General features: G+C 72.7%; 22 protein-coding genes. 14 read left to right on the plus strand and 8 right to left on the minus strand.

Annotation, left to right across the window (positions count from 1 at the left end; all coding sequences use genetic code 11):
* The first annotated feature begins 44 nt into the window (after positions 1-44).
* Complete coding sequence (locus tag Q9S36_RS05480; protein WP_311284249.1) at positions 45-227, plus strand: hypothetical protein; 183 nt, start codon at positions 45-47, stop codon at positions 225-227.
* Positions 228-342: 115 nt separating this feature from the next.
* On the opposite strand, the gene Q9S36_RS05485 is transcribed toward Q9S36_RS05480, so the two are convergent.
* Positions 343-498 (minus strand): hypothetical protein, encoded by a 156-nt coding sequence (locus Q9S36_RS05485; protein WP_311284250.1) that lies wholly within the window; start codon positions 496-498, stop codon positions 343-345.
* 98 nt (positions 499-596) lie between these two features.
* A complete protein-coding gene (locus Q9S36_RS05490) occupies positions 597-1,079 on the minus strand; it encodes a pyridoxamine 5'-phosphate oxidase family protein (protein WP_311284251.1) in 483 nt (160 codons plus the stop codon).
* 125 nt (positions 1,080-1,204) lie between these two features.
* Between Q9S36_RS05490 and Q9S36_RS05495 the strand changes: the two genes are divergently transcribed.
* A complete protein-coding gene (locus Q9S36_RS05495; RefSeq protein ID WP_311284252.1) occupies positions 1,205-1,705 on the plus strand; it encodes a hypothetical protein in 501 nt (166 codons plus the stop codon).
* 9 nt (positions 1,706-1,714) lie between these two features.
* On the opposite strand, the gene Q9S36_RS05500 is transcribed toward Q9S36_RS05495, so the two are convergent.
* Genes Q9S36_RS05500 through Q9S36_RS05510 form a run of 3 tightly spaced genes read right to left on the minus strand, consistent with a single transcriptional unit; the run spans position 1,715 to position 4,256 of the window.
* On the minus strand, positions 1,715-2,617 hold the full coding sequence (locus Q9S36_RS05500; RefSeq protein WP_311284253.1) for a CPBP family intramembrane glutamic endopeptidase: 903 nt from the start codon (positions 2,615-2,617) through the stop codon (positions 1,715-1,717).
* The gene (gene trmB / locus Q9S36_RS05505; RefSeq protein ID WP_311284254.1) at positions 2,617-3,363 is read right to left on the minus strand and encodes a tRNA (guanosine(46)-N7)-methyltransferase TrmB; all 747 of its coding nucleotides are present in this window, start codon (positions 3,361-3,363) and stop codon (positions 2,617-2,619) included. Before trmB ends, Q9S36_RS05500 begins: the two co-directional genes overlap by 1 nt.
* Positions 3,364-3,422: 59 nt before the next feature.
* On the minus strand, positions 3,423-4,256 hold the full coding sequence (locus Q9S36_RS05510; RefSeq protein ID WP_253035775.1) for a DUF3097 family protein: 834 nt from the start codon (positions 4,254-4,256) through the stop codon (positions 3,423-3,425).
* Between the two features lie 152 nt (positions 4,257-4,408).
* Between Q9S36_RS05510 and Q9S36_RS05515 the strand changes: the two genes are divergently transcribed.
* The 4 genes from Q9S36_RS05515 (at position 4,409) to Q9S36_RS05530 (ending at position 8,502) form a co-directional block, all read left to right on the plus strand.
* Positions 4,409-6,373: a TPM domain-containing protein gene (locus Q9S36_RS05515; protein ID WP_311284255.1), complete on the plus strand. Its 1,965-nt coding sequence runs from the start codon at positions 4,409-4,411 to the stop codon at positions 6,371-6,373.
* 74 nt (positions 6,374-6,447) lie between these two features.
* Positions 6,448-7,182, plus strand: a complete 735-nt coding sequence (locus Q9S36_RS05520; protein ID WP_217531150.1) for a PspA/IM30 family protein — start codon at positions 6,448-6,450, stop codon at positions 7,180-7,182.
* 64 nt (positions 7,183-7,246) lie between these two features.
* Entirely contained in the window at positions 7,247-8,059 is an 813-nt protein-coding gene (locus Q9S36_RS05525) for an arginase family protein (RefSeq protein WP_311284256.1), read from the plus strand.
* A complete protein-coding gene (locus Q9S36_RS05530; protein WP_311284257.1) occupies positions 8,056-8,502 on the plus strand; it encodes a Fe-S oxidoreductase in 447 nt (148 codons plus the stop codon). Before Q9S36_RS05525 ends, Q9S36_RS05530 begins: the two co-directional genes overlap by 4 nt.
* Before the next feature lie 6 nt (positions 8,503-8,508).
* Here the strand turns inward: Q9S36_RS05530 and Q9S36_RS05535 are convergent, their stop codons facing one another.
* Entirely contained in the window at positions 8,509-9,222 is a 714-nt protein-coding gene (locus Q9S36_RS05535; RefSeq protein WP_311284258.1) for a tyrosine-protein phosphatase, read from the minus strand.
* Entirely contained in the window at positions 9,219-9,698 is a 480-nt protein-coding gene (locus tag Q9S36_RS05540; RefSeq protein ID WP_311284259.1) for a carboxymuconolactone decarboxylase family protein, read from the minus strand. The genes Q9S36_RS05535 and Q9S36_RS05540 overlap by 4 nt, the downstream gene beginning before the upstream one ends.
* Positions 9,699-9,742: 44 nt before the next feature.
* On the opposite strand from Q9S36_RS05540, the gene Q9S36_RS05545 reads away from it, so the two are divergent.
* The 8 genes from Q9S36_RS05545 (at position 9,743) to Q9S36_RS05580 (ending at position 17,111) form a co-directional block, all read left to right on the plus strand.
* Entirely contained in the window at positions 9,743-10,696 is a 954-nt protein-coding gene (locus Q9S36_RS05545) for an alpha/beta hydrolase (protein ID WP_311284260.1), read from the plus strand.
* A gap of 104 nt (positions 10,697-10,800) precedes the next feature.
* Entirely contained in the window at positions 10,801-12,309 is a 1,509-nt protein-coding gene (locus Q9S36_RS05550) for an ABC transporter substrate-binding protein (RefSeq protein ID WP_311284261.1), read from the plus strand.
* On the plus strand, positions 12,306-13,256 hold the full coding sequence (locus Q9S36_RS05555; RefSeq protein WP_311284262.1) for an ABC transporter permease: 951 nt from the start codon (positions 12,306-12,308) through the stop codon (positions 13,254-13,256). The genes Q9S36_RS05550 and Q9S36_RS05555 overlap by 4 nt, the downstream gene beginning before the upstream one ends.
* Positions 13,256-14,137: an ABC transporter permease gene (locus Q9S36_RS05560; protein WP_311284263.1), complete on the plus strand. Its 882-nt coding sequence runs from the start codon at positions 13,256-13,258 to the stop codon at positions 14,135-14,137. The genes Q9S36_RS05555 and Q9S36_RS05560 overlap by 1 nt, the downstream gene beginning before the upstream one ends.
* On the plus strand, positions 14,134-14,925 hold the full coding sequence (locus tag Q9S36_RS05565) for an ABC transporter ATP-binding protein (protein ID WP_311284264.1): 792 nt from the start codon (positions 14,134-14,136) through the stop codon (positions 14,923-14,925). Before Q9S36_RS05560 ends, Q9S36_RS05565 begins: the two co-directional genes overlap by 4 nt.
* 41 nt (positions 14,926-14,966) lie before the next feature.
* The gene (locus Q9S36_RS05570; protein ID WP_311284460.1) at positions 14,967-15,719 is read left to right on the plus strand and encodes an ATP-binding cassette domain-containing protein; all 753 of its coding nucleotides are present in this window, start codon (positions 14,967-14,969) and stop codon (positions 15,717-15,719) included.
* 41 nt (positions 15,720-15,760) lie between these two features.
* Positions 15,761-16,819: a M4 family metallopeptidase gene (locus Q9S36_RS05575; RefSeq protein WP_311284265.1), complete on the plus strand. Its 1,059-nt coding sequence runs from the start codon at positions 15,761-15,763 to the stop codon at positions 16,817-16,819.
* A complete protein-coding gene (locus Q9S36_RS05580) occupies positions 16,803-17,111 on the plus strand; it encodes a protealysin inhibitor emfourin (RefSeq protein WP_311284266.1) in 309 nt (102 codons plus the stop codon). The genes Q9S36_RS05575 and Q9S36_RS05580 overlap by 17 nt, the downstream gene beginning before the upstream one ends.
* Before the next feature lies 1 nt (position 17,112).
* Here Q9S36_RS05580 and Q9S36_RS05585 read toward each other — a convergent pair whose 3' ends face one another.
* Positions 17,113-17,736, minus strand: coding sequence for a GNAT family N-acetyltransferase (locus Q9S36_RS05585; protein ID WP_217531138.1), 624 nt, complete (start codon positions 17,734-17,736; stop codon positions 17,113-17,115).
* Between the last annotated feature and the right edge of the window lie 28 nt (positions 17,737-17,764).

Here is a 17,764-nt window from a genome sequence, read left to right on the forward strand (position 1 = left end):
TCGCGGCGGACGCGCCGGCGAGCGCCGGTTCGTAGCGTCGGAGTATGGCTACCGCGACCCTCTCCACACGCTCGCATTCCGTCGCCCGCGCAGGTGGCGCGGCCTCGGCGGCCGTGCTGTCGGTGCTCGGCACGATCGTCGCCATCGGCATCGCGGCGATCGGTCTGCTCGTGGTCCCGGTCGCCCTCCTGGTGACCTTCGGCGCGTCCCTGCTCGCCCTGTTCTGACACCAGGCGCGGCGGGGCGCGGCATCCGCGTCGGCTCAGCGATGCCCGCACACGGAACTGCCGTCGCACGAAGGCGGACATCCTCGTGCGACGGCAGGCCTTGCGTCGGGCGGACTCAGCCGCCCGACGGGTTCTCGATGGGGGTTCCGTCCTCGTCCGTCGTGACGGGCGGGTTCTCGTCGGGCGATCCGCCGGACGCGGTGTCGGCGTCAGCGCTCTCGTCGGGGACACCCTGCGTGTTGTGCTCGTCCGAGCCGTTCGTGTCGCTCATCGCAGTCCTTCCGGTCGTTGTCGGTCACGTGTCGGCGACGCTACGCAGCCGCCCTCGTCCCGCTCAGGGCCTTGACAGACCCGATGCGCCGGGGACGCTCAGAGGTCGACGGTCGCGTTGCGCCCCTCGTACGGCTCACCCGTGATCTTCGACTTGACGAGGCTGACCACCGAGGCGACGACCCCTCCCGGGCTGCTCCAATACTCCCCCGACACCGCATCGATCTTCAGCATCGTGACGTTCGGGTCCTCGGGGCCGTCGGGGAACCACGCCTCGACCGCGGGCGACCAGTACTCACGCAATCGCGCGAGGTCGTCGACCACCTCGGCGTTGCCCGCGATCGACACCCACGCGTCGTTCGTGCTCAGCGCGACGCCGACCTGAGGACGGGCGGCGACATGCGCGACGACGGACGAGTCACGACCGACGATGAACCACAGGTCGCCGTCGAACTCGCGATCCTGCACCGTCAACGGCCGCGCCGTGTGGGCACCCTCCTCGTTCATCGTGGTGACCATCGCGAAGCGGAACTTCGGCAGCAGGTCGATGAGTGTCGCGTGCGGATCCTTCTCATCGGCCATGAGGCCCTCCTTCGTCTTTCCGCCAGGCTCGCACCGGGGCGCGACGCGATTGCAGGGCTTGACACCCTCGATCGGATGCGCGACCCGAGGTACCGCCGCCGCCCGACCCGTGCCAGGCTCGGGCCATGACGCCGCGATCGTTCCGCACCCTCCTCGCGATCCTCGGGACCGTGGCCGTCACGGCGTACGCCGCCGTGTTCGTCCTCCAGATCGCCGTCTGGAACCCGTTGGCAGCCGCACCCGGACTCACCCTCGACGAGATCCGCGAGACGGCGGCAGCCCGCGGCGAGACCGTGTTCACCCCCGTCCCCTGGGTGTTCGCCGCGGTCGGTGTCGGCCTCGCGCTCCTCGTCCTGGTCCCGGCCCTCATCGTCCGTCACGCCTCGACCCGCGCCGTGGCCGCCTCCTACCTCGCGATCATCGTCGGCGGCGCGCCCGCGTACTTCATGGCCTCGTTCGGGCCCGGGATGTCGCTCGCCGACACGTTCATGATCGGCGGCGGCGATCACGCCCCCGGCGGCGCCGTGCTGATGGCGGCGAGCGCCGTCGCGGCGATGGCCCTGGTCGTCTGGGGTGTCGCGCACGCGACGTCGGCGCGCGCGACGGCATCCGCTTCTCCCGCCTGACGGCCCGGGTCAGGGCGCCGGAACGAGGAAGACCGCGTCGAGCAGTCCCGGGTTGTGGGCGTGGACGAGCACACCGAACACCACCGCATCGAACAGCAGGTGCACCGTCACGACGTAGGCGAGCGACTTCGTCCGCAGGAAGATGACGGCCTGCAGCAGCGCGAACGGGATCGTCAGCACGGGACCCCATGCGCGGTATCCCAGCTCCCACAGGAATGAGACGAACACGATCGCCTGCAGCACGTTCGCCGTCGCATCCGCGAAGTGACGGCGCAGCAGCGCGAAGCACGTGCAGTTGAAGAACAGCTCGTCCCAGATGCCGACCGCGCCGACACCGACGAACAGGCGCGCGATGAGGTCGGGTGTGTCCACGACGGGCCAGTTCTCGTAGACGCCCGACGTGATGAAGTAGAACGGCAGGATCAGCCAGCCGAGCACGAGGACCGCGACCAGCCAGGCCCACTGCCATCGCGTCCACCGCCCGCCGCCGCGCCAGGGGAACCGGATCGCATGGTCCCGGTAGACGAACCGCGACACGAGGTAGGGCACGAGGACCGCGCCGCCCAGCGCCAGGGTGAAGCGCACCATCGCCGCGTCGTCGAGCTCGGCCTTCAACGGGATGACGCTGACGATCAGCATCCCGATCGCGATGAGCGAGAGGTCGCGCGTGAGCGACGGGGTCCGGGCGACGCCCACCTGCGTGGACGACTCGAGGGTCGACCCCACCGAGACGACCTCACCACCACGCCCGCGCTCCATCAGCGCAGCGCTCCCGAGCCCCGCGGCGAGCAGGATCCAGCCGAGCCAGGGCGTCAGCAGCACGAAGAACGCCGGCGCCGCCAGGCAGACGAGCAGCGCCGGCACGAGGCGCACACCGACGAGCGGACGTGCTCCTGCGTCGGCGCGCACCATCACGGCGTCCGCGGCCGGCGGCGGTACGTCAGGTCGCGGATGTCGCGCCCCTTGGCGATGCCCTTGCGCTCGAACGCGGTCATGATGCGACCCTCGAACCGCGCCGCCCACTCCCCGTCGAACGTCGCCTCGAGCTGCTCTGCGCCGGCGAGGACCTCGCGCATCTGCAGCGCGTAGTCCTCCCAGTCGGTCGCGAGCCGCAACACCCCGCCGTCCCGCAGCGCGCGGGCGGCGAGCGCGGGGAATCCGTCGGCGATGAGCCGGCGCTTGTTGTGCTTGGTCTTGTGCCACGGGTCGGGGAAGAAGATCCACACCTCGTCGACGGATGCCTCGGGCAGCAGGTGCTCGAGGACTTCGGGCGCGTTCGCCTCGACGAGCCGCAGGTTCCGCACGCCCTCACGGTCGGCGTCGAGCATCGTGCGGGCGAGCCCGGCGCGGAACACCTCGACGGCGATGAAGTCGGTGGCGGGGTCGGCCGCCGCGGCGTGCACGATCGCGTGCCCCTGCCCGGAGCCGATCTCGACGACGAGCCGGGCCGCGCGGCCGAACTCGGCGGCGGGGTCGATCGTGGAACCGGGGCGGATGCTGGTGGCCGCGGCATCCCGCTCGACCTCGAGCAGGTACGTGCCCGAGAGCTCGTCCCACGCGCGCTCCTGTGCATCGCTCATGCGTCCGCTGCGCCGCACGAACGACACCGGCTTGTCACGGAAGCGCGGCGCGGCCTCGGGCGCATCGGGGTCGGGCATGCGACCAGGGTATCCCGCGGTGTCCCGCGCCCCCGCGGGCCGGCCCTTGCGTCGCCCGCTCATGCGGTCACGAAGTCGATGAGTTCCTCGACGCGGCCGAGGAGGGCGGGGTCGAGGTCGCGGTAGGTCGTGACGGACCCGAGGATGCGCTGCCAGTTGTGGGCGATGTCGGTCTGGTCCTCGGCCGGCCAGCCGAGGGCGCGGCTGACGCCCTTCTTCCACTCGATCCCCCGCGGCACCTCCGGCCAGGCGGCGATGCCGACCGCGCGCGGCAGCACGCACTGCCAGACGTCGATGTGGGGATGTCCGACGATCTTCAGGAACGGTCCGTGCGGACCCCGCAGGATCTGCTCGGCGATGCGCGTCTCCTTCGACCCCGGGACGAGGTGGTCTACGAGCACGCCGTAGCGACGCTCCGCACTCGGCGGCTCGGCGCGGAGCAGATCCTCCAGCAGGTCGACGCCCTGCAGGTACTCGACCACGACCCCCTCGATGCGGAGGTCGTCGCCCCAGACCTTCTCGACGAGTTCGGCGTCGTGGCGACCCTCGACGAGGATGCGCGAGGCCCGGGCGACGCGCGCCCGCGCCTGCGGGTCTGCGAAGGACCCGGATGCGGTGCGGGTCCGTCCCGCGGGGGCTGCGGCGCGGGGCGGGACGAGGTGAACGGGCCGACCGTCGACGAGGAACCCGCCGCCGATCGGGAACAGCCGCACACGGCCGTGCCGGTCCTCGAGCTCGACGTGGCCCGCCGTCACGCCGGTCACGGCACCCACGAAGTCGTCCAGCGCGACCTCGACGACGAGACCCCGCTCGGCGGGGACCGTCGCCACCGTGGGCCGCCCCTTGTCGCGCCATCCCGCGGCGAGCACGTCGCTTCCATACCGGTCGTCCATCGGCACCTCCGAATCGGGAAGCCTAGAGGAGGAACACAGAGCGAACGCACAGGCGCTCCGGTCGGATGCCGGTACCGAGGCATACGGGTCGCGGCATAGACTCGCGACAGGCGGTTCCGACCGCACTCGAGCGACTCCCGGAGGTCTGGACGATGCGATCCCGCCTGACGCCCGTCGTGGCGGTGTCGCTCGCGGTCCTCTTCGGCGCCGCCGTCGCCGCACCGGCCGCCGCGACCGAGCCGGTCACCCTCGACGAGACCCGTGTGCTCGACGCATCCGACGTCCTCACGGACGCGCAGGAAGCCCGCCTCGACGCCCGTCTCGCGCAGCTGCAGGACGACACCGGCCTCGGCCTGTGGGTCGTCTACGTCGACGACTTCACCGATCCGTCGAGCGCCGAGGACTGGGCGGACGCGACCGCCGAACGCAACAACCTCGGTCCGAACCAGTACCTCCTCGCGGTCGCGACCGAGGGGCGCGCGTACTACCTCTCCGCCGACTCGAGCGGCCCGATCTCCCCGGACGCCGTCGCACGCATCGAGCAGGAACGCGTGCTCCCCGCCCTGAGCGACCGCGACTGGGCGGGCGCCGGCACCGCCGCGGCCGACGGGCTCCAGGAGGCCCGGTCCGGGGGCGGTGGCGGCGGACTCGTCTGGGTCGTGGTGATCGTCGTGGCTGCGCTGGCGGCCCTCGTCGTGTGGGCGCTCGTGCGGCGTCGACGCCGCGGGGCGGGTGCGGCATCCGGCAAGGCCCAGGTCCCGCTGGAGGAGCTCGAGCGACAGGCCGGCGCAGCCCTGGTCCGCACCGACGACGCCATCTCGACGAGCGCGCAGGAGCTCGGCTTCGCGAAGGCGGAGTTCGGAGATGCCGCGACGGGCGAGTTCGAACAGGCGATCGCCGCGGCGCGCGCCTCGCTGCAGCAGGCGTTCGCCCTGCAGCAGAAGATGGATGACGAGACGCCCGACTCCCCCGAGCAGCGCCGCGCCTGGTACGAGGAGATCCTCGAGCGCTCGCGCGCCGCCGAAGCGGCCCTGGCGGAGAAGGCGGGCGCGTTCGAAGCCCTGCGGGACCTCGCCGCGAACGCCCCCGAGGCGCTCGCCCGCGTGCAGCAGCGCCGCGCCGAGGTCGGCGCGCGGGCCGCGGATTCGGACGCCCGGCTGACGCAGCTCCGCGCCGCCTACCGCGCAGAGGCGCTGAGCGCCGTCGCCGACAACCCCGACCAGGCGCGCGACCGGCTGACCTTCGCCGACGCGCGGCTCGCCGAGGCGCAACGCGAGGTCGCGGCGGGCGACGGCGCTGCGGCGGCCGTCGGCATCCGCGCGGCCGAGCAAGCCGTCGCGCAGGCGGCCCAACTGCAGGACGCGATCACGAAGCTCGCCGCCGACCTCGAGGCCGCGGAACGCGACGGCGCCGCCCTCGTCACCGAGCTCGAAGCGGATCTCGCGGCCGCGGCGGCGACACCCGATCCCGACGCCCGCCTCGCCCCCGTCATCGCCGCCACGCGGCAGAACCTCGACGCGGCGCGCGAGGATCTCACGGGCGCGCATCGCGACCCGCTCTCGGCCCTCACCCTGCTCGAGCGCGCGAACACCGCGATCGACGGTGCGCTCGGCCAGGTCCGCGAAGCGCAGCAGCGCGCCGACCGCGCTCGCAGCGTGCTCTCGCAGACCCTGCTGCAGGCGAGGGCGCAGATCTCCGCCGCGGAGGACTTCATCACCGCCCGTCGCGGCGCCGTGGGAGCGACCGCGCGCACCCGGCTCGCCGAGGCCGGAGCCACGCTGGTGCAGGCCACGCAGGCGCAGGACGGCGACCCGGAACGGGCGCTCGCCCTGGCGCAGCGCGCCGCGAGCCTGGCGGAGGAGGCGACACGGCGCGCGCAGAGCGACGTGGGGTCGTTCGCCGGCGGCGGAAATGCTGGCGGCGGAGGCGACTTCGGCGGCATGCTGGGCGGCATCATCATGGGATCCCTCCTCAGCGGCGGCGGGTCCCGTCGCTCCTCCGGCGGGTTCGGCGGGTTCGGCGGCGGCTCCTCCCGGCGCAGCGGCGGTCGCAGCGGCGGATCCATCGGACGCTCCAGCGGCGGCTCCCGATCCCGCAGAGGAGGCGGTCGCTTCTGATCTTCCGACGCCGCAGGGCCACGACCTCCCCACCGACCTCGACCTCACGACCTCCCGCTAGGAAAGGAAACACGATGGCAAAGCAGTCCATCTTCGGCCGCATCTCGACTCTGGTGAAGGCGAACATCAACGCCCTCCTCGACTCCGCCGAGGACCCGCAGAAGATGCTCGACCAGCTCGTCCGCGACTACACGAACAACATCGCCGACGCCGAGACGGCCATCGCCGAGACCATCGGCAACCTGCGTCTGCTCGAGCGCGACCACGATGAGGACGTCAAGGCCGCCGCCGAGTGGGGCAACAAGGCCATCGCCGCCAGCCGCAAGGCCGACGAGCTGCGCGCCGCCGGGAACACGACGGATGCCGACAAGTTCGACAACCTCGCCAAGATCGCCCTGCAGCGCCAGATCAGCGAGGAGAACGAGGCCCGCGCCATCGCCCCCTCGATCGCCGCGCAGACCGAGGTCGTCGAGAAGCTCAAGGACGGCCTCAACGGCATGAAGCAGAAGCTCGACCAGCTGCGCTCGAAGCGCTCCGAGCTGCTGGCGCGCGCCAAGACCGCCGAGGCGCAGAACAAGGTGCACGACGCCGTCAAGTCGATCGACGTGCTCGACCCGACGAGCGAGCTCGGCCGCTTCGAGGACAAGGTCCGTCGCCAGGAGGCCCTCGCCGCCGGCAAGGCCGAGATCGCGGCGTCGTCGATCGACGCGCAGTTCAACCAGCTCGAGGACATCGGCGAGCTGACCGAGGTCGAGGCGCGCCTGGCCGCGCTCAAGACCGGCGGCAACGCCGGCGCGATCGAGCAGTAAACCCATCCGCACGGACGGCGCCGGGCCCTCGGGTCCGGCGCCGTCCTGCTCCCCGGAGGTGTCCATGACCCGTTTCGTCGTCGCCCCGCAGTGGCAGGGCTCGCCGTCCGCCCGCGCGATGCGCCTCATCGACGGCGCCGAGGCGATCGCCGACGACCTCCCCCGGTCCGCGCTCACGCGGATCGAGGTCCCCGCCGAAGCAGGTGAGGCGCTCGGCACCGGCATCCGTCGGTTCAGCACCCTCACCCGCGTGCGCGATGCGATCGCCGAAGCGCTCGACGGCGCCGACGAGCCCGCCGTCGTCGTGGGCGGCGACTGCGCCGTCGCGGTGCCCGGGATCGCGGCCGCGGCCGCGCGGCATCCTTCCCTCGCCGTCGTCTGGTTCGACGCGCACGGCGACCTGCACACCCCCGCGTCCTCGCCCTCGGGCGCCCTCGCCGGCATGGCCCTGCGCGCCGCGATCGCGCCGGGTCCGTTCACGGACGCGCCTCCCGCCGCCGCCGCGCGCACCGTCCTCGTCGGGGCGCGCGCGCTGGACGACGGCGAGGCCGACGTGCTCGACTCCTCGCCGGTCACGATGCTCGCCGCCGACGCCCTCGCCGACCCCGCGGCCCTCGCGGACGCCGTCGCCGCGACCGGCGCCGACGCGGTGTACGTCCACATCGACCTCGATGTCCTCGACCCGGCCACGATCACGGGCGTGCTCGAACCGGTGCCGTTCGGCGCCCAGCCCGCCCAGGTCGTCGCCGCGATCGGACGACTGCGAGAGCGGATGCCGCTGGTCGGCGCCTCCGTCGCGGGTTTCGCCCCGGCGAGCCGGGACGCCGCGGTCGAGGACCTCGGCACGATCCTCCGCCTGCTGGGAGCCCTCGCGTGAGTCCGCTCCCTCCGTCCGGATGGGAGCAGCGCGCGGAGCGTGCCCTCGACCGCGGGCGACGGTGGGACCGGTGGATCCCCGGCATCCTGCTCGACTCCCCGCTCAGCCGCCTCGGGTATCTGGCCGGCACCGCCTTCGGGTTCGTGTGGGGGTCGCTCTGGTCGACGGGGCGGGTCGAACGCCGCGGCGGGCTCTGGGTGTTCCGCGGCATGCCCGAGGTGACGTTCGGACGCGGTGGCGTCTGCGTCGGCGGCTGCTTCCTCACGGGCACCGGCCCCATCGACGACCGGCTGCTCGCCCACGAAGCGGTGCACCGGGAGCAGTGGCGGCGCTACGGCATGCTCATGCCGCTGCTGTACCTGTTCGCCGGCCGCGACCCCCTCACCAACCGGTTCGAGATCGAGGCGGGGCTGGAGGACGGCCGCTACGTGCCGCGCCGCTGAGGGGCATCACGCGATGAGGATGCGGCGGAGCTCGGCGATCTCGTCGTCGCGCAGTCCGTACGCCCGCAGGTAGTCGACCGGACCGCCGTAGCGCAGCCGCAGGTCCTCGAAGACGGCGCGCATCGCCTCTGCCGGCGAGCGCGTCGCGAGGTCCTCGAGGTGTCGCGCGTGCGGGTAGCGGGCGCGGAGGAAGCGCAGGACGGCGTCGTTGCGGGCCGCGGGCAGCAGGTGCTCGGTGCGCGCGTAGTCGGCGACGACGGCCTCCTCGTCGACCCCCGCGGCGGCGAGGACGAGGGCGACCGACAGCCCGGTGCGGTCCTTGCCGACCGTGCAGTGGACGAGCACCGGCTGCGCCGCCAGCACGGCGCGCACCACCTCGACCAGCCGCGACGCAGAACCGTCGACGAGCGCCCGGTACAGGTCGTCGAGCGAGAGGTCGTCGTCGAAGAACGAGGCGGCCGACCCGGCGAACATCGGCAGGAACACGGTCTCGACGCCGAGCCCGTCGATGCGGGACGGTTCGTCGCGTCGCTCCTGCTCGTCGCGGAGGTCGACGATGCGACGGATGCCGAACGCCGCGAGCCGCTCGCGACCCTCCGAGGTCAGCCGCGCCAGGTGCCCCGATCGGAACAGGACGCCGTCCCTCGTGCGGCCGCCGTCCGCGGGCAGCCCGCCGACGTCGCGGACGTTGAAGACGCCGGGGACGTCGTGGACCGTCACGGTGTCGGCGGCGCCGGGCGCTCGGGCACGGGGTAGCGCCCCGCGATCGCGATCCGGTTGAAGGCGTTGATCGAGACGAGCAGCCAGCTGAGCGCGACGTACTCCTCCTCGGAGAGGATGCCGCCGACCCGGTCGTAGACGTCGTCGGGGACGCCCTCCTCGTGGATGAAGACGTAGGCCTCCGTGAGCTCGAGCGCCGCGCGCTCCCGCTCGGTGAAGACGCCCGATTCACGCCAGACGGCGATCTGCGCGACGACGTCCATCGTGAGCCCCGCCTTGGCGGCACGATCGGCGTGCACGCGCACGCAGTAGGCGCATCCGTTCAGCTGCGAGGCATGGATGAGGGCGATCTCCCGCAGGCGGGCGTCGATCCCCGCCTCGGCGGCGAGGTCGCCGACGGTCTTGGCGAACGCCTCGAGGGCGTCGTAGGCCGGCCGGCTCGCGCGGGCCAGGTGCACGCGGTGGGGATCGCTCATGCCGTCCACCGTAGCCGCGTCCCCGCCACCGGGGATCGGCGACAATGAGGAACGTGAGCGACGACGCGTTCGACGAGTTCTCCTACCTCCCCGCGCAGGGCGACGCCCTCGGGGTCCCCGTCCCGCCGGTGCGCCGCCTGACGCACCAGCTGCCGGACGGACGGAGGGTGAGCGCCCTGCGGTTCGGCGACCCGGGCCTCGCGGACGAGGTCACGTTCCTCCATGGCGCCGGACTCAACGCCCACACGTGGGACACGACGGTCCTCGCCGCCGGTCTCCCGGCGCTCGTCCTGGACCTGCCGGGGCACGGCGACTCGTCGTGGCGCAGCGACGCGCAGTACACCGGTGACACCCTCGCCGCCGACATCGCACCCGCCGTCACCGCCTGGACCGGCGGCCGCCCGCAGACCCTCGTCGGGCACTCGCTCGGCGGGCTCACCGCCGCGGCCCTCGCGGCGCGGCATCCCGAGCTCGTCGCGGCCCTCGTCCTCGTCGACATCTCCCCCGGCATCGACCCGAACGGCGCCGCCGCCTCGATCCGCGCCTTCTTCGCCGGTCCCACCGACTGGGCCAGCCGCGACGAGCTCGTCGACCGCGCGCTCTCGTTCGGTCTCGGCGGCTCGCGCGAGGCGGCCACGCGAGGGGTGTCGCTGAACTCCCGCATCCGCCCCGACGGCCGCGTCGAGTGGAAGCACCACTACGCGCACCTCGCGAACCGGCTCGCGGCGGACCCGGGGGCCGCCGCAGCGGTCGACGCCGCGCAGCGGGCGGATGCCGGTGTCCTCTCCGCCGCGGGATGGCACCACCTCGCCGCGGTCACCGCCCCCGTCACCCTCGTCACCGGCACGCGGGGCTTCCTCACCGAGGCGGACCGGCGCGAGTTCCGGGAGCGGATGCCGGCCGCACGCCATCTCGAGCTGGAGTCGGGGCACAACGTGCAGGAGGAGCGCCCCGTCGAGCTCGCCGCGGCCGTGCGCGCGGCACATGACGGCCGGTGACCGAACTGCGCGCGCGGGACTCTAGGCTGTAACGCGCACCCGAGCACTCCGATGGCGCGGCCGTAGTGACGACCCCCATCGTGCCGAAAGGATCCCCCACGCACATGCTTCGCCGCACCGCCCTGGCCGCCGCCGCGCTCGTCGCTGCCGGCGCCCTGCTCCTGTCCGGCTGCACCGGCTCCCAGCCCGGTCCGTCCGCCTCGGCAGGCACCCCCGACCCCGACGCATCCGTCAACGTGCGTCTCGTGCTCGAGCCGGGCAACCTCGACATCCGCGAGACGGCCGGTTCGGCCCTCGACCAGATCCTCGTCGACAACGTCTACCAGGGCCTCGTCGCCCGCACCCCCGACCAGGAGATCGTCCCGGCGCTCGCGAGCGACTACGAGGTCTCCGACGACAAGCTGACCTACACCTTCACGGTGCGCGAAGGCGTCACCTTCCACGACGGTCAGCCGCTCACCCCCCAGGACGTCGTGTGGTCGCTGACGCAGGTGCGCGACACCTCGACCTTCCGCGACTCCGCGCGGCTCGCGAACGTCGCGGACATCGCCGCCGACGGGCAGACCGTGACCCTCACGCTGAAGGCGCCCGATTCGACGCTCCTGTGGAGCCTCACCGGTCGCGCCGGGCTCGTCCTGAAGGAGGGCGACAAGATCGACCGCAAGACCGCGGCGAACGGCACCGGCCCCTTCCGTCTCACCGAATGGCGCGAGGGCGACAGCATCGTCTTCGAGCGCTTCGCCGAGTACTGGGGCACCCCGGCCGCCGCGGCCGAGGTCGTCTTCTCCTATGTGGGCGACAACCAGGCCGCCCTCAGCGGCGCGCTGGCCGGCGAGTTCGACGTGCTCACCGGGTTCGACGCGAACCTGAAGGACCAGATCGAGGCGAACGGCGACTTCTCGCTCGAGATCGGCGAGTCCACCGACAAGGGCACGCTCGCGTTCAACCAGACCTCCGGTCCGCTCGCCGACGACCGCGTGCGCCAGGCGATCCGCCAGGCGATCGACAACGCGTCGATCGTCGAGGCGCTCGGCGCCGGCACGACGATGTACGGCCCGATCCCGTCGCTCGACCCGGGCTACGAGGACCTCGCCGACGTCGCCCCGTTCGACCCGGAGGCCGCGCGCGCCCTGCTCGCCGAGGCGGGCGCCGAGGACCTCACCCTCACGCTCACGATCCCCTCGGCGTACGGCACCACGGTCCCGCAGATCCTCGTCTCCAACCTGCGCGACGTGGGGATCACCCTCCAGGTGAACCCCGTCGAGTTCCCGGCGTGGATCAATGACGTGTACGTCAACAAGGACTACGAGCTGAGCTTCGTGCTGCACACCGAGGCGCGCGACTTCGAGAACTGGGCGAACCCCGACTACTACTTCACCTACGACAACCCCGAGGTGCAGGCGCTGTACGCGCAGTCGGTCGCCGCGACCGACGACGCCGAGGCCGCCGACCTGCTCGCGCAGGCCGCGCGCATCGTGTCCGAGGACGACGCCGCCGACTGGCTCTACAACGGTGCGTCCGTCGTGGCGGTCGGCTCGAACGTGAGCGGGATGCCGACCGTCAACGTCAACGAGCGACTCAACGTCGCAGAACTGGCCAAGAGCGAGGGGTGATCCGTTACGCGCTGACGCGACTGGCCCTGCTGGTGCTGGGCCTGTTCGTCGCCAGTGCGCTGATCTTCACGACCCTGCGCATCCTCCCCGGTGACGTCGCGCAGCTCATCGCGGGCGTCAACTCCACCCCCGAGCAGATCGCAGGGATCCGCGAGCGCCTGGGACTCGACCGGCCCCTGCCCGTGCAGTACGGCGACTGGATCGCGGGCATCCTCACGGGCGACCTGGGACGTTCGCAGCTGACCGGCACGCCGGTGGCCTCGGAGCTGCTGCAGAAGGCGGAGGTCACGGTGCCCCTCGGCATCCTCTCCTTCGTCATCGCCCTCATCGTCGCGGTCCCGTTCGGCGTGCACGCCGCGGTCCGGCGCCGCCGACCGGACGGCGTCCTCGTCTCGGTCGGCGCGCAGGCCCTCGCCGCCGTCCCGGTCGTGTGGGCGGGGATGATGCTCGTCGTCGTCTTCGCCGTGTCGCTCGGCTGGCTGCCCGCCCAGGGGTTCCCGCGGGCCGGTTGGTCCGACCCCGGCGCGGCCGTCCGCGCCCTGCTCCTGCCGGCCCTCACGATCGGCGTCGTCGAGGGCGCGGTCCTGCTCCGGTTCGTGCGCTCGGCGACCCTGCAGGCGATGGGGCAGGACTTCGTGCGGACGGCGGCCGCGAAGGGACTCACCCGCACGCAGGCGCTCCTGCGGCACGGCCTGCCGAGCGTCGGCCTGTCGGTCGTCACCGTCTTGGGCGTCCAGGTCGCCGGCATCATGGTCGGCGCCGTCGTGATCGAGCAACTCTTCAGCCTCCCCGGCATCGGCCGCATGCTCGTGGAGGACACCGGCAACCGGGACCTCGTGAAGGTGCAAGGCGAGCTGCTCGTCCTCACAGGCCTCGTCCTCGTCATCGGTTTCGCGGTCGACCTCGCGCACCGCCTCCTCGATCCGCGTCAGCGGGAGGCCGAGTGATGCAGCGGTTCGCGTGGGCGCAGCGGCTCTGGGGGTCGGGCACGGGACGGTTCGGCGTCGTCGTCGTGCTGGTGATCCTCGTCGTCGCCGCCGTCTCGCTGGTCTGGACACCGTTCGATCCGCAACGCGTCGACGTCCCGAACCGGTGGTCCGGACCGAATGCCGCGCATCTGCTCGGCACCGACGGTTCGGGCCGCGACATCCTCAGCCTGCTCATGGCCGGTGCGCGCACGACGGTCCTCGTCGCCGTCGGCGCCGGGGTCATCGCGACCGTCATCGGACTCCTGCTCGCGGCTCTCGGGGCGCTCACCCCGCGGCCCGTCCGCGAGGCCGTCACGGTGCTCATCGACGTCCTCATCGCCTTCCCCGTGCTGCTCATCGCGATGATGATCTCGGCGGTGTGGGGCGGCTCCCTTCTCGTGGTCGTCGTCTCGGTCGGCATCGGGTTCGGGGTCAACATCGCCCGGGTGACCCGGCCCGAGCTCCGCCGGGTGCTGCACAGCGACTTCGTGCTCGCCGGACGCGCCTCGGGCTTGACCCCCTGGCAGAACCTGTGGCGCCACCTGCTGCCCAACGTCGCGCCGGTGTTCATCGTGCAGCTGTCCTGGGGCATGGCCGTCGCCGTCCTCGCCGAGGCGGGACTGTCCTACCTCGGGTTCGGCGCCCCCGTGACGGAGCCGTCGTGGGGGCTGCTGCTCGCCGACCTGCAGCGGTTCATCAGCGTCCACCCGCTCTCGGTGGTGTGGCCGGGGCTCGCGATCACCCTGACGGTGCTCGGTTTCAACCTCCTCGGCGACGCCCTGCGCGACGCCACCGACCCCACGCTGTCGCGCCGTGTCGGCCCGGTCGGCGCGGAACCGCCCGCGGCGGTGACGGCATGACGCTCTCGGTGGCGGGACTCACGATCGACGTCGGCGGTCGCCGCGTCGTCGACGGCGTCGACCTCGAGGTGGGCGACGGCGACCGCGTCGGCCTCATCGGCGAGTCGGGGTCGGGCAAGTCCCTCACGGCGCTCGCGATCCTCGGGCTCCTCCCCGACGGCGCGGAGGTCGGCGGCAGCATCCGCTGGGACGGGCGGGAGCTCGTCGGGATGCGGGACCGCGACCTCGCGCAGCTGCGCGGGGACGAGATCGGCATGGTGTTCCAGGAGCCCCAGACGGCGCTCAACCCGATCCGCACGGTGGGGCGACAGATCGCCGAGTCGATCCGCATCCACCATCGCGACGTCTCCCGCGCCGACGCGTGGGCGCGGGCGGTCGAGGAGGCGCGCCGGGTGCGCCTGCCCGATCCGGAGTCGATCGTCCGCCGCTACCCGCACCAGCTCTCGGGCGGGCAGCGTCAGCGCGTCGCGATCGCCATGGCCCTCGCCTGCCGGCCGCGCCTGCTCATCGCCGACGAGCCCACGACGGCGCTCGACGTGACGATCCAGGCCGAGATCCTCGACCTGCTGCACCAGCTCGTCGACGAGGACGGGATGTCGCTCGTGTTCATCACGCACGACCTCGCGGTGCTCTCGCAGATCGCGACGGACGCCGTCGTCCTCGACACCGGACGGGTCGTCGAGCAGGGACCGCTCCGCACGCTGCTGCGCTCCCCCGCCTCCCCCGTCACGCAGGCCCTGCTGCGGGACGCGACGGCGACCCTGTGGCGACCGAGGGGGGACGCGTGAGCGAACTGATCCGTGCGCGCGGACTCACGCGGCGGTACCGGATGCCGCGGGCCGGCGCCTTCGCACCGAAACGGTGGACGACGGCGCTCGACGACGTGGACGTCGACGTCCGCGCCCACAGCGCCCTCGGCATCATCGGCGAGTCCGGCTCGGGCAAGTCCACGCTCGTGCGCCTGCTTCTCGGCCTCGACACGGCGACCGTCGGCACCGTCGAGTTCGACGGGCGTCCCGTCGACGGCAGCGCACCCGCTCGCTCCCTGCACTGGCTGCGACGGCGGACCGGCATCGTCTTCCAGGACCCGTACGGGTCGCTCGACCCGCGGATGAGCGTCGGACGCATCGTCGGCGAGCCGCTGTCGGCGCTCGAGATCCCGGGCGACCACCGCGCGCGCGTGCGGGAGGTGCTGGACGACGTCGGCCTGCCCGCCGACACCGCGGAGCGGTTCCCCCACGAGTTCTCAGGCGGTCAGCGGCAGCGCATCGCCCTCGCCCGCGCCCTCGTGCACCGTCCCGACGTCCTCGTCGGCGACGAGCCGCTGTCGGCGCTCGACGTGACCGTCCGGGCGCAGATCCTCGATCTCATCCGGGGCCTGCGGCAGCGGGACGGCCTGACCCTGGTGATGGTCTCGCACGACATCGGCGTGGTGCAGAACCTCTGCGACGACGTCGTCGTCATGACCGAGGGCCGTGTCGTCGAGGAGGGCCCGACCGAGAAGGTCCTGCTCGATCCGCAGGTCGCCTACACCCGTCGCCTGCTCGCGTCGATCCCCGTCATCGACCCGCGCGAGCGCTGACCGACGGCCCGGGTGTCGGCGCCGGGCACTAGCGTGGCGGCATGCACGCCATCGTCCCGCCGTACCTGCTCGCCCGTCTCGCGGCCGCTCCGGCCGAACGATTCCCGCACGCCGTCGCCGCCGCACGCGCGACCCTCGCCGTCCCGCGGGCGTACGCGCCGATGCGCGCGCACCTCGACCTGTCGGTCGACGGCGACGCCCTCGTCGTCTCGGCGGCGCCCGACCCCGACCGGCTGATCTCCGACGCGCAGAACCGGGAGGAGCTGCCGGGCACCCCCGCCCGCGCCGAGGGCGCCGCCCCCACCGGCGACGCGGCGGTCGACGAGGCATACGACGGGCTCGGCGCGACCTTCACCTTGCTCTGGGACGCCTTCGAGCGGGTCGGTCTCGACGGCCGCAGCGGCGCTCTCGCCGCCACCGTGCACTACGGCCGGGCGTACGACAACGCGTTCTGGGACGGCGAGCGCATGGTGTTCGGCGACGGCGACGGCGAGGTGTTCGCCGGGTTCACCCGTTCGCTCAGCGTCATCGCGCACGAGCTGGGGCACGGCGTCATCGAGAGCGCCGGCGGCCTCGACTACTCGGGGCAGTCCGGCGCGCTCAACGAATCGATCGCCGACGTCTTCGGGGCGCTCACCGACCAGCATCACCGCGGACAGACAGCGGATGCCGCGACCTGGCTCATCGGCGCCGAGATCTTCACCGACGCCGTCACCGGATCGGCGCTGCGCTCGCTCGCCGCCCCGGGCACCGCCTACGACGACGACGTGCTCGGCAAGGACCCGCAGCCCTCGCACATGCGCGATTTCGTCGAGACCTCGGGCGACAACGGCGGCGTGCACATCAATTCCGGCATCCCGAACAAGGCGTTCCACCTCGTCGCCACGGCGCTCGGCGGCTACGCCTGGGAGCGCGCGGGACGCATCTGGTACCTCACCCTCACCGCGGGTTCCCTCAGCCCCACCGCCACCTTCGCGCAGTTCGCGACGGCGACCGCGGACACGGCGGCGCGGGAGTACGGTGAGGACTCGGAGGAGGCCGTCGCCGTCCGCACCGCGTGGGCGAGCGTCGGAGTCGTGGAGGATGCCCGAACTCGCTGACCCGATGACGATCGTCGTGGTGCGCACCGGCGGCTTCGCGGGGCTGCGCCGGGCGTGGCGCGTCGAGGTCGCTCCCGAGGAGACGGACGGGTGGATGCCGCTCATCGACGCGTGCCCGTGGGAGGAGCCACCGGCATCCGCTCCCGGTGCCGACCGGTTCTCGTGGGAGGTCGCCGTGGCCGGCGGCTCGTGCCACCGCCGGGCGTCGCTCGGCGACGGCGACGCCGCCGGGCCGTGGCGCGACCTGATCGACCGGGTGCAGGCCGACGGCGCGACGGTTCCGGCGCCCTGACTCAGCGCGCGCGGATGCGCGAGAGGATCGATTCCTTCTTCTTCGGGTTCAGGTGCTTCTGCAGGTAGATCGTGCCGAGCGATCGCCCGAACTTGTACCCGACGCGGCCCATCCGGCCCACCTCGACGAAACCGAGCCGCTCGTGCAGGGCGAGCGAGCCCTCGGCACCCTTGTCGCTGATGACGGCGACCATCTCGCGGATGCCCTTCTCCTCGCACGCGGCGATGAGGGCCTGCAGGAGCGCCGTGCCGAGTCCCTTGCCGGTGGCCGCCTGACCCAGGTAGATCGAGTTCTCGACCGTGTAGCGGAAGCCACTCTTGCCCGTCCACGGCGAGACCAGGCCGTAGCCGAGGATCTGCCCGGTCGGCGAGACGGCGACGAGGAACGGCAGCCCGAGCTTCGTCAGGTGGTCGAACTTCTCCACCCACTGCGCGTGCGTCCAGCGCTTCTCGTCGAAGGTCACGACCGAGTTGGTGACGTAGTAGTTGTAGATCTCCCGAACGTCCGGCATGTCGGTGCGCACGGCGGGGCGCAGCTCGAAGGAGAACTCGCGCTCGGGCTCGGGCCGGCGGCGGAGGTGACGGGGCAGGCGGCGACGATCGCGCTCGTACTCGTCCTCCAGCATGCCGCCAGCATACGGCTCACCGGCGGCC

The organism is Microbacterium sp. ARD31, assembly GCF_031844425.1.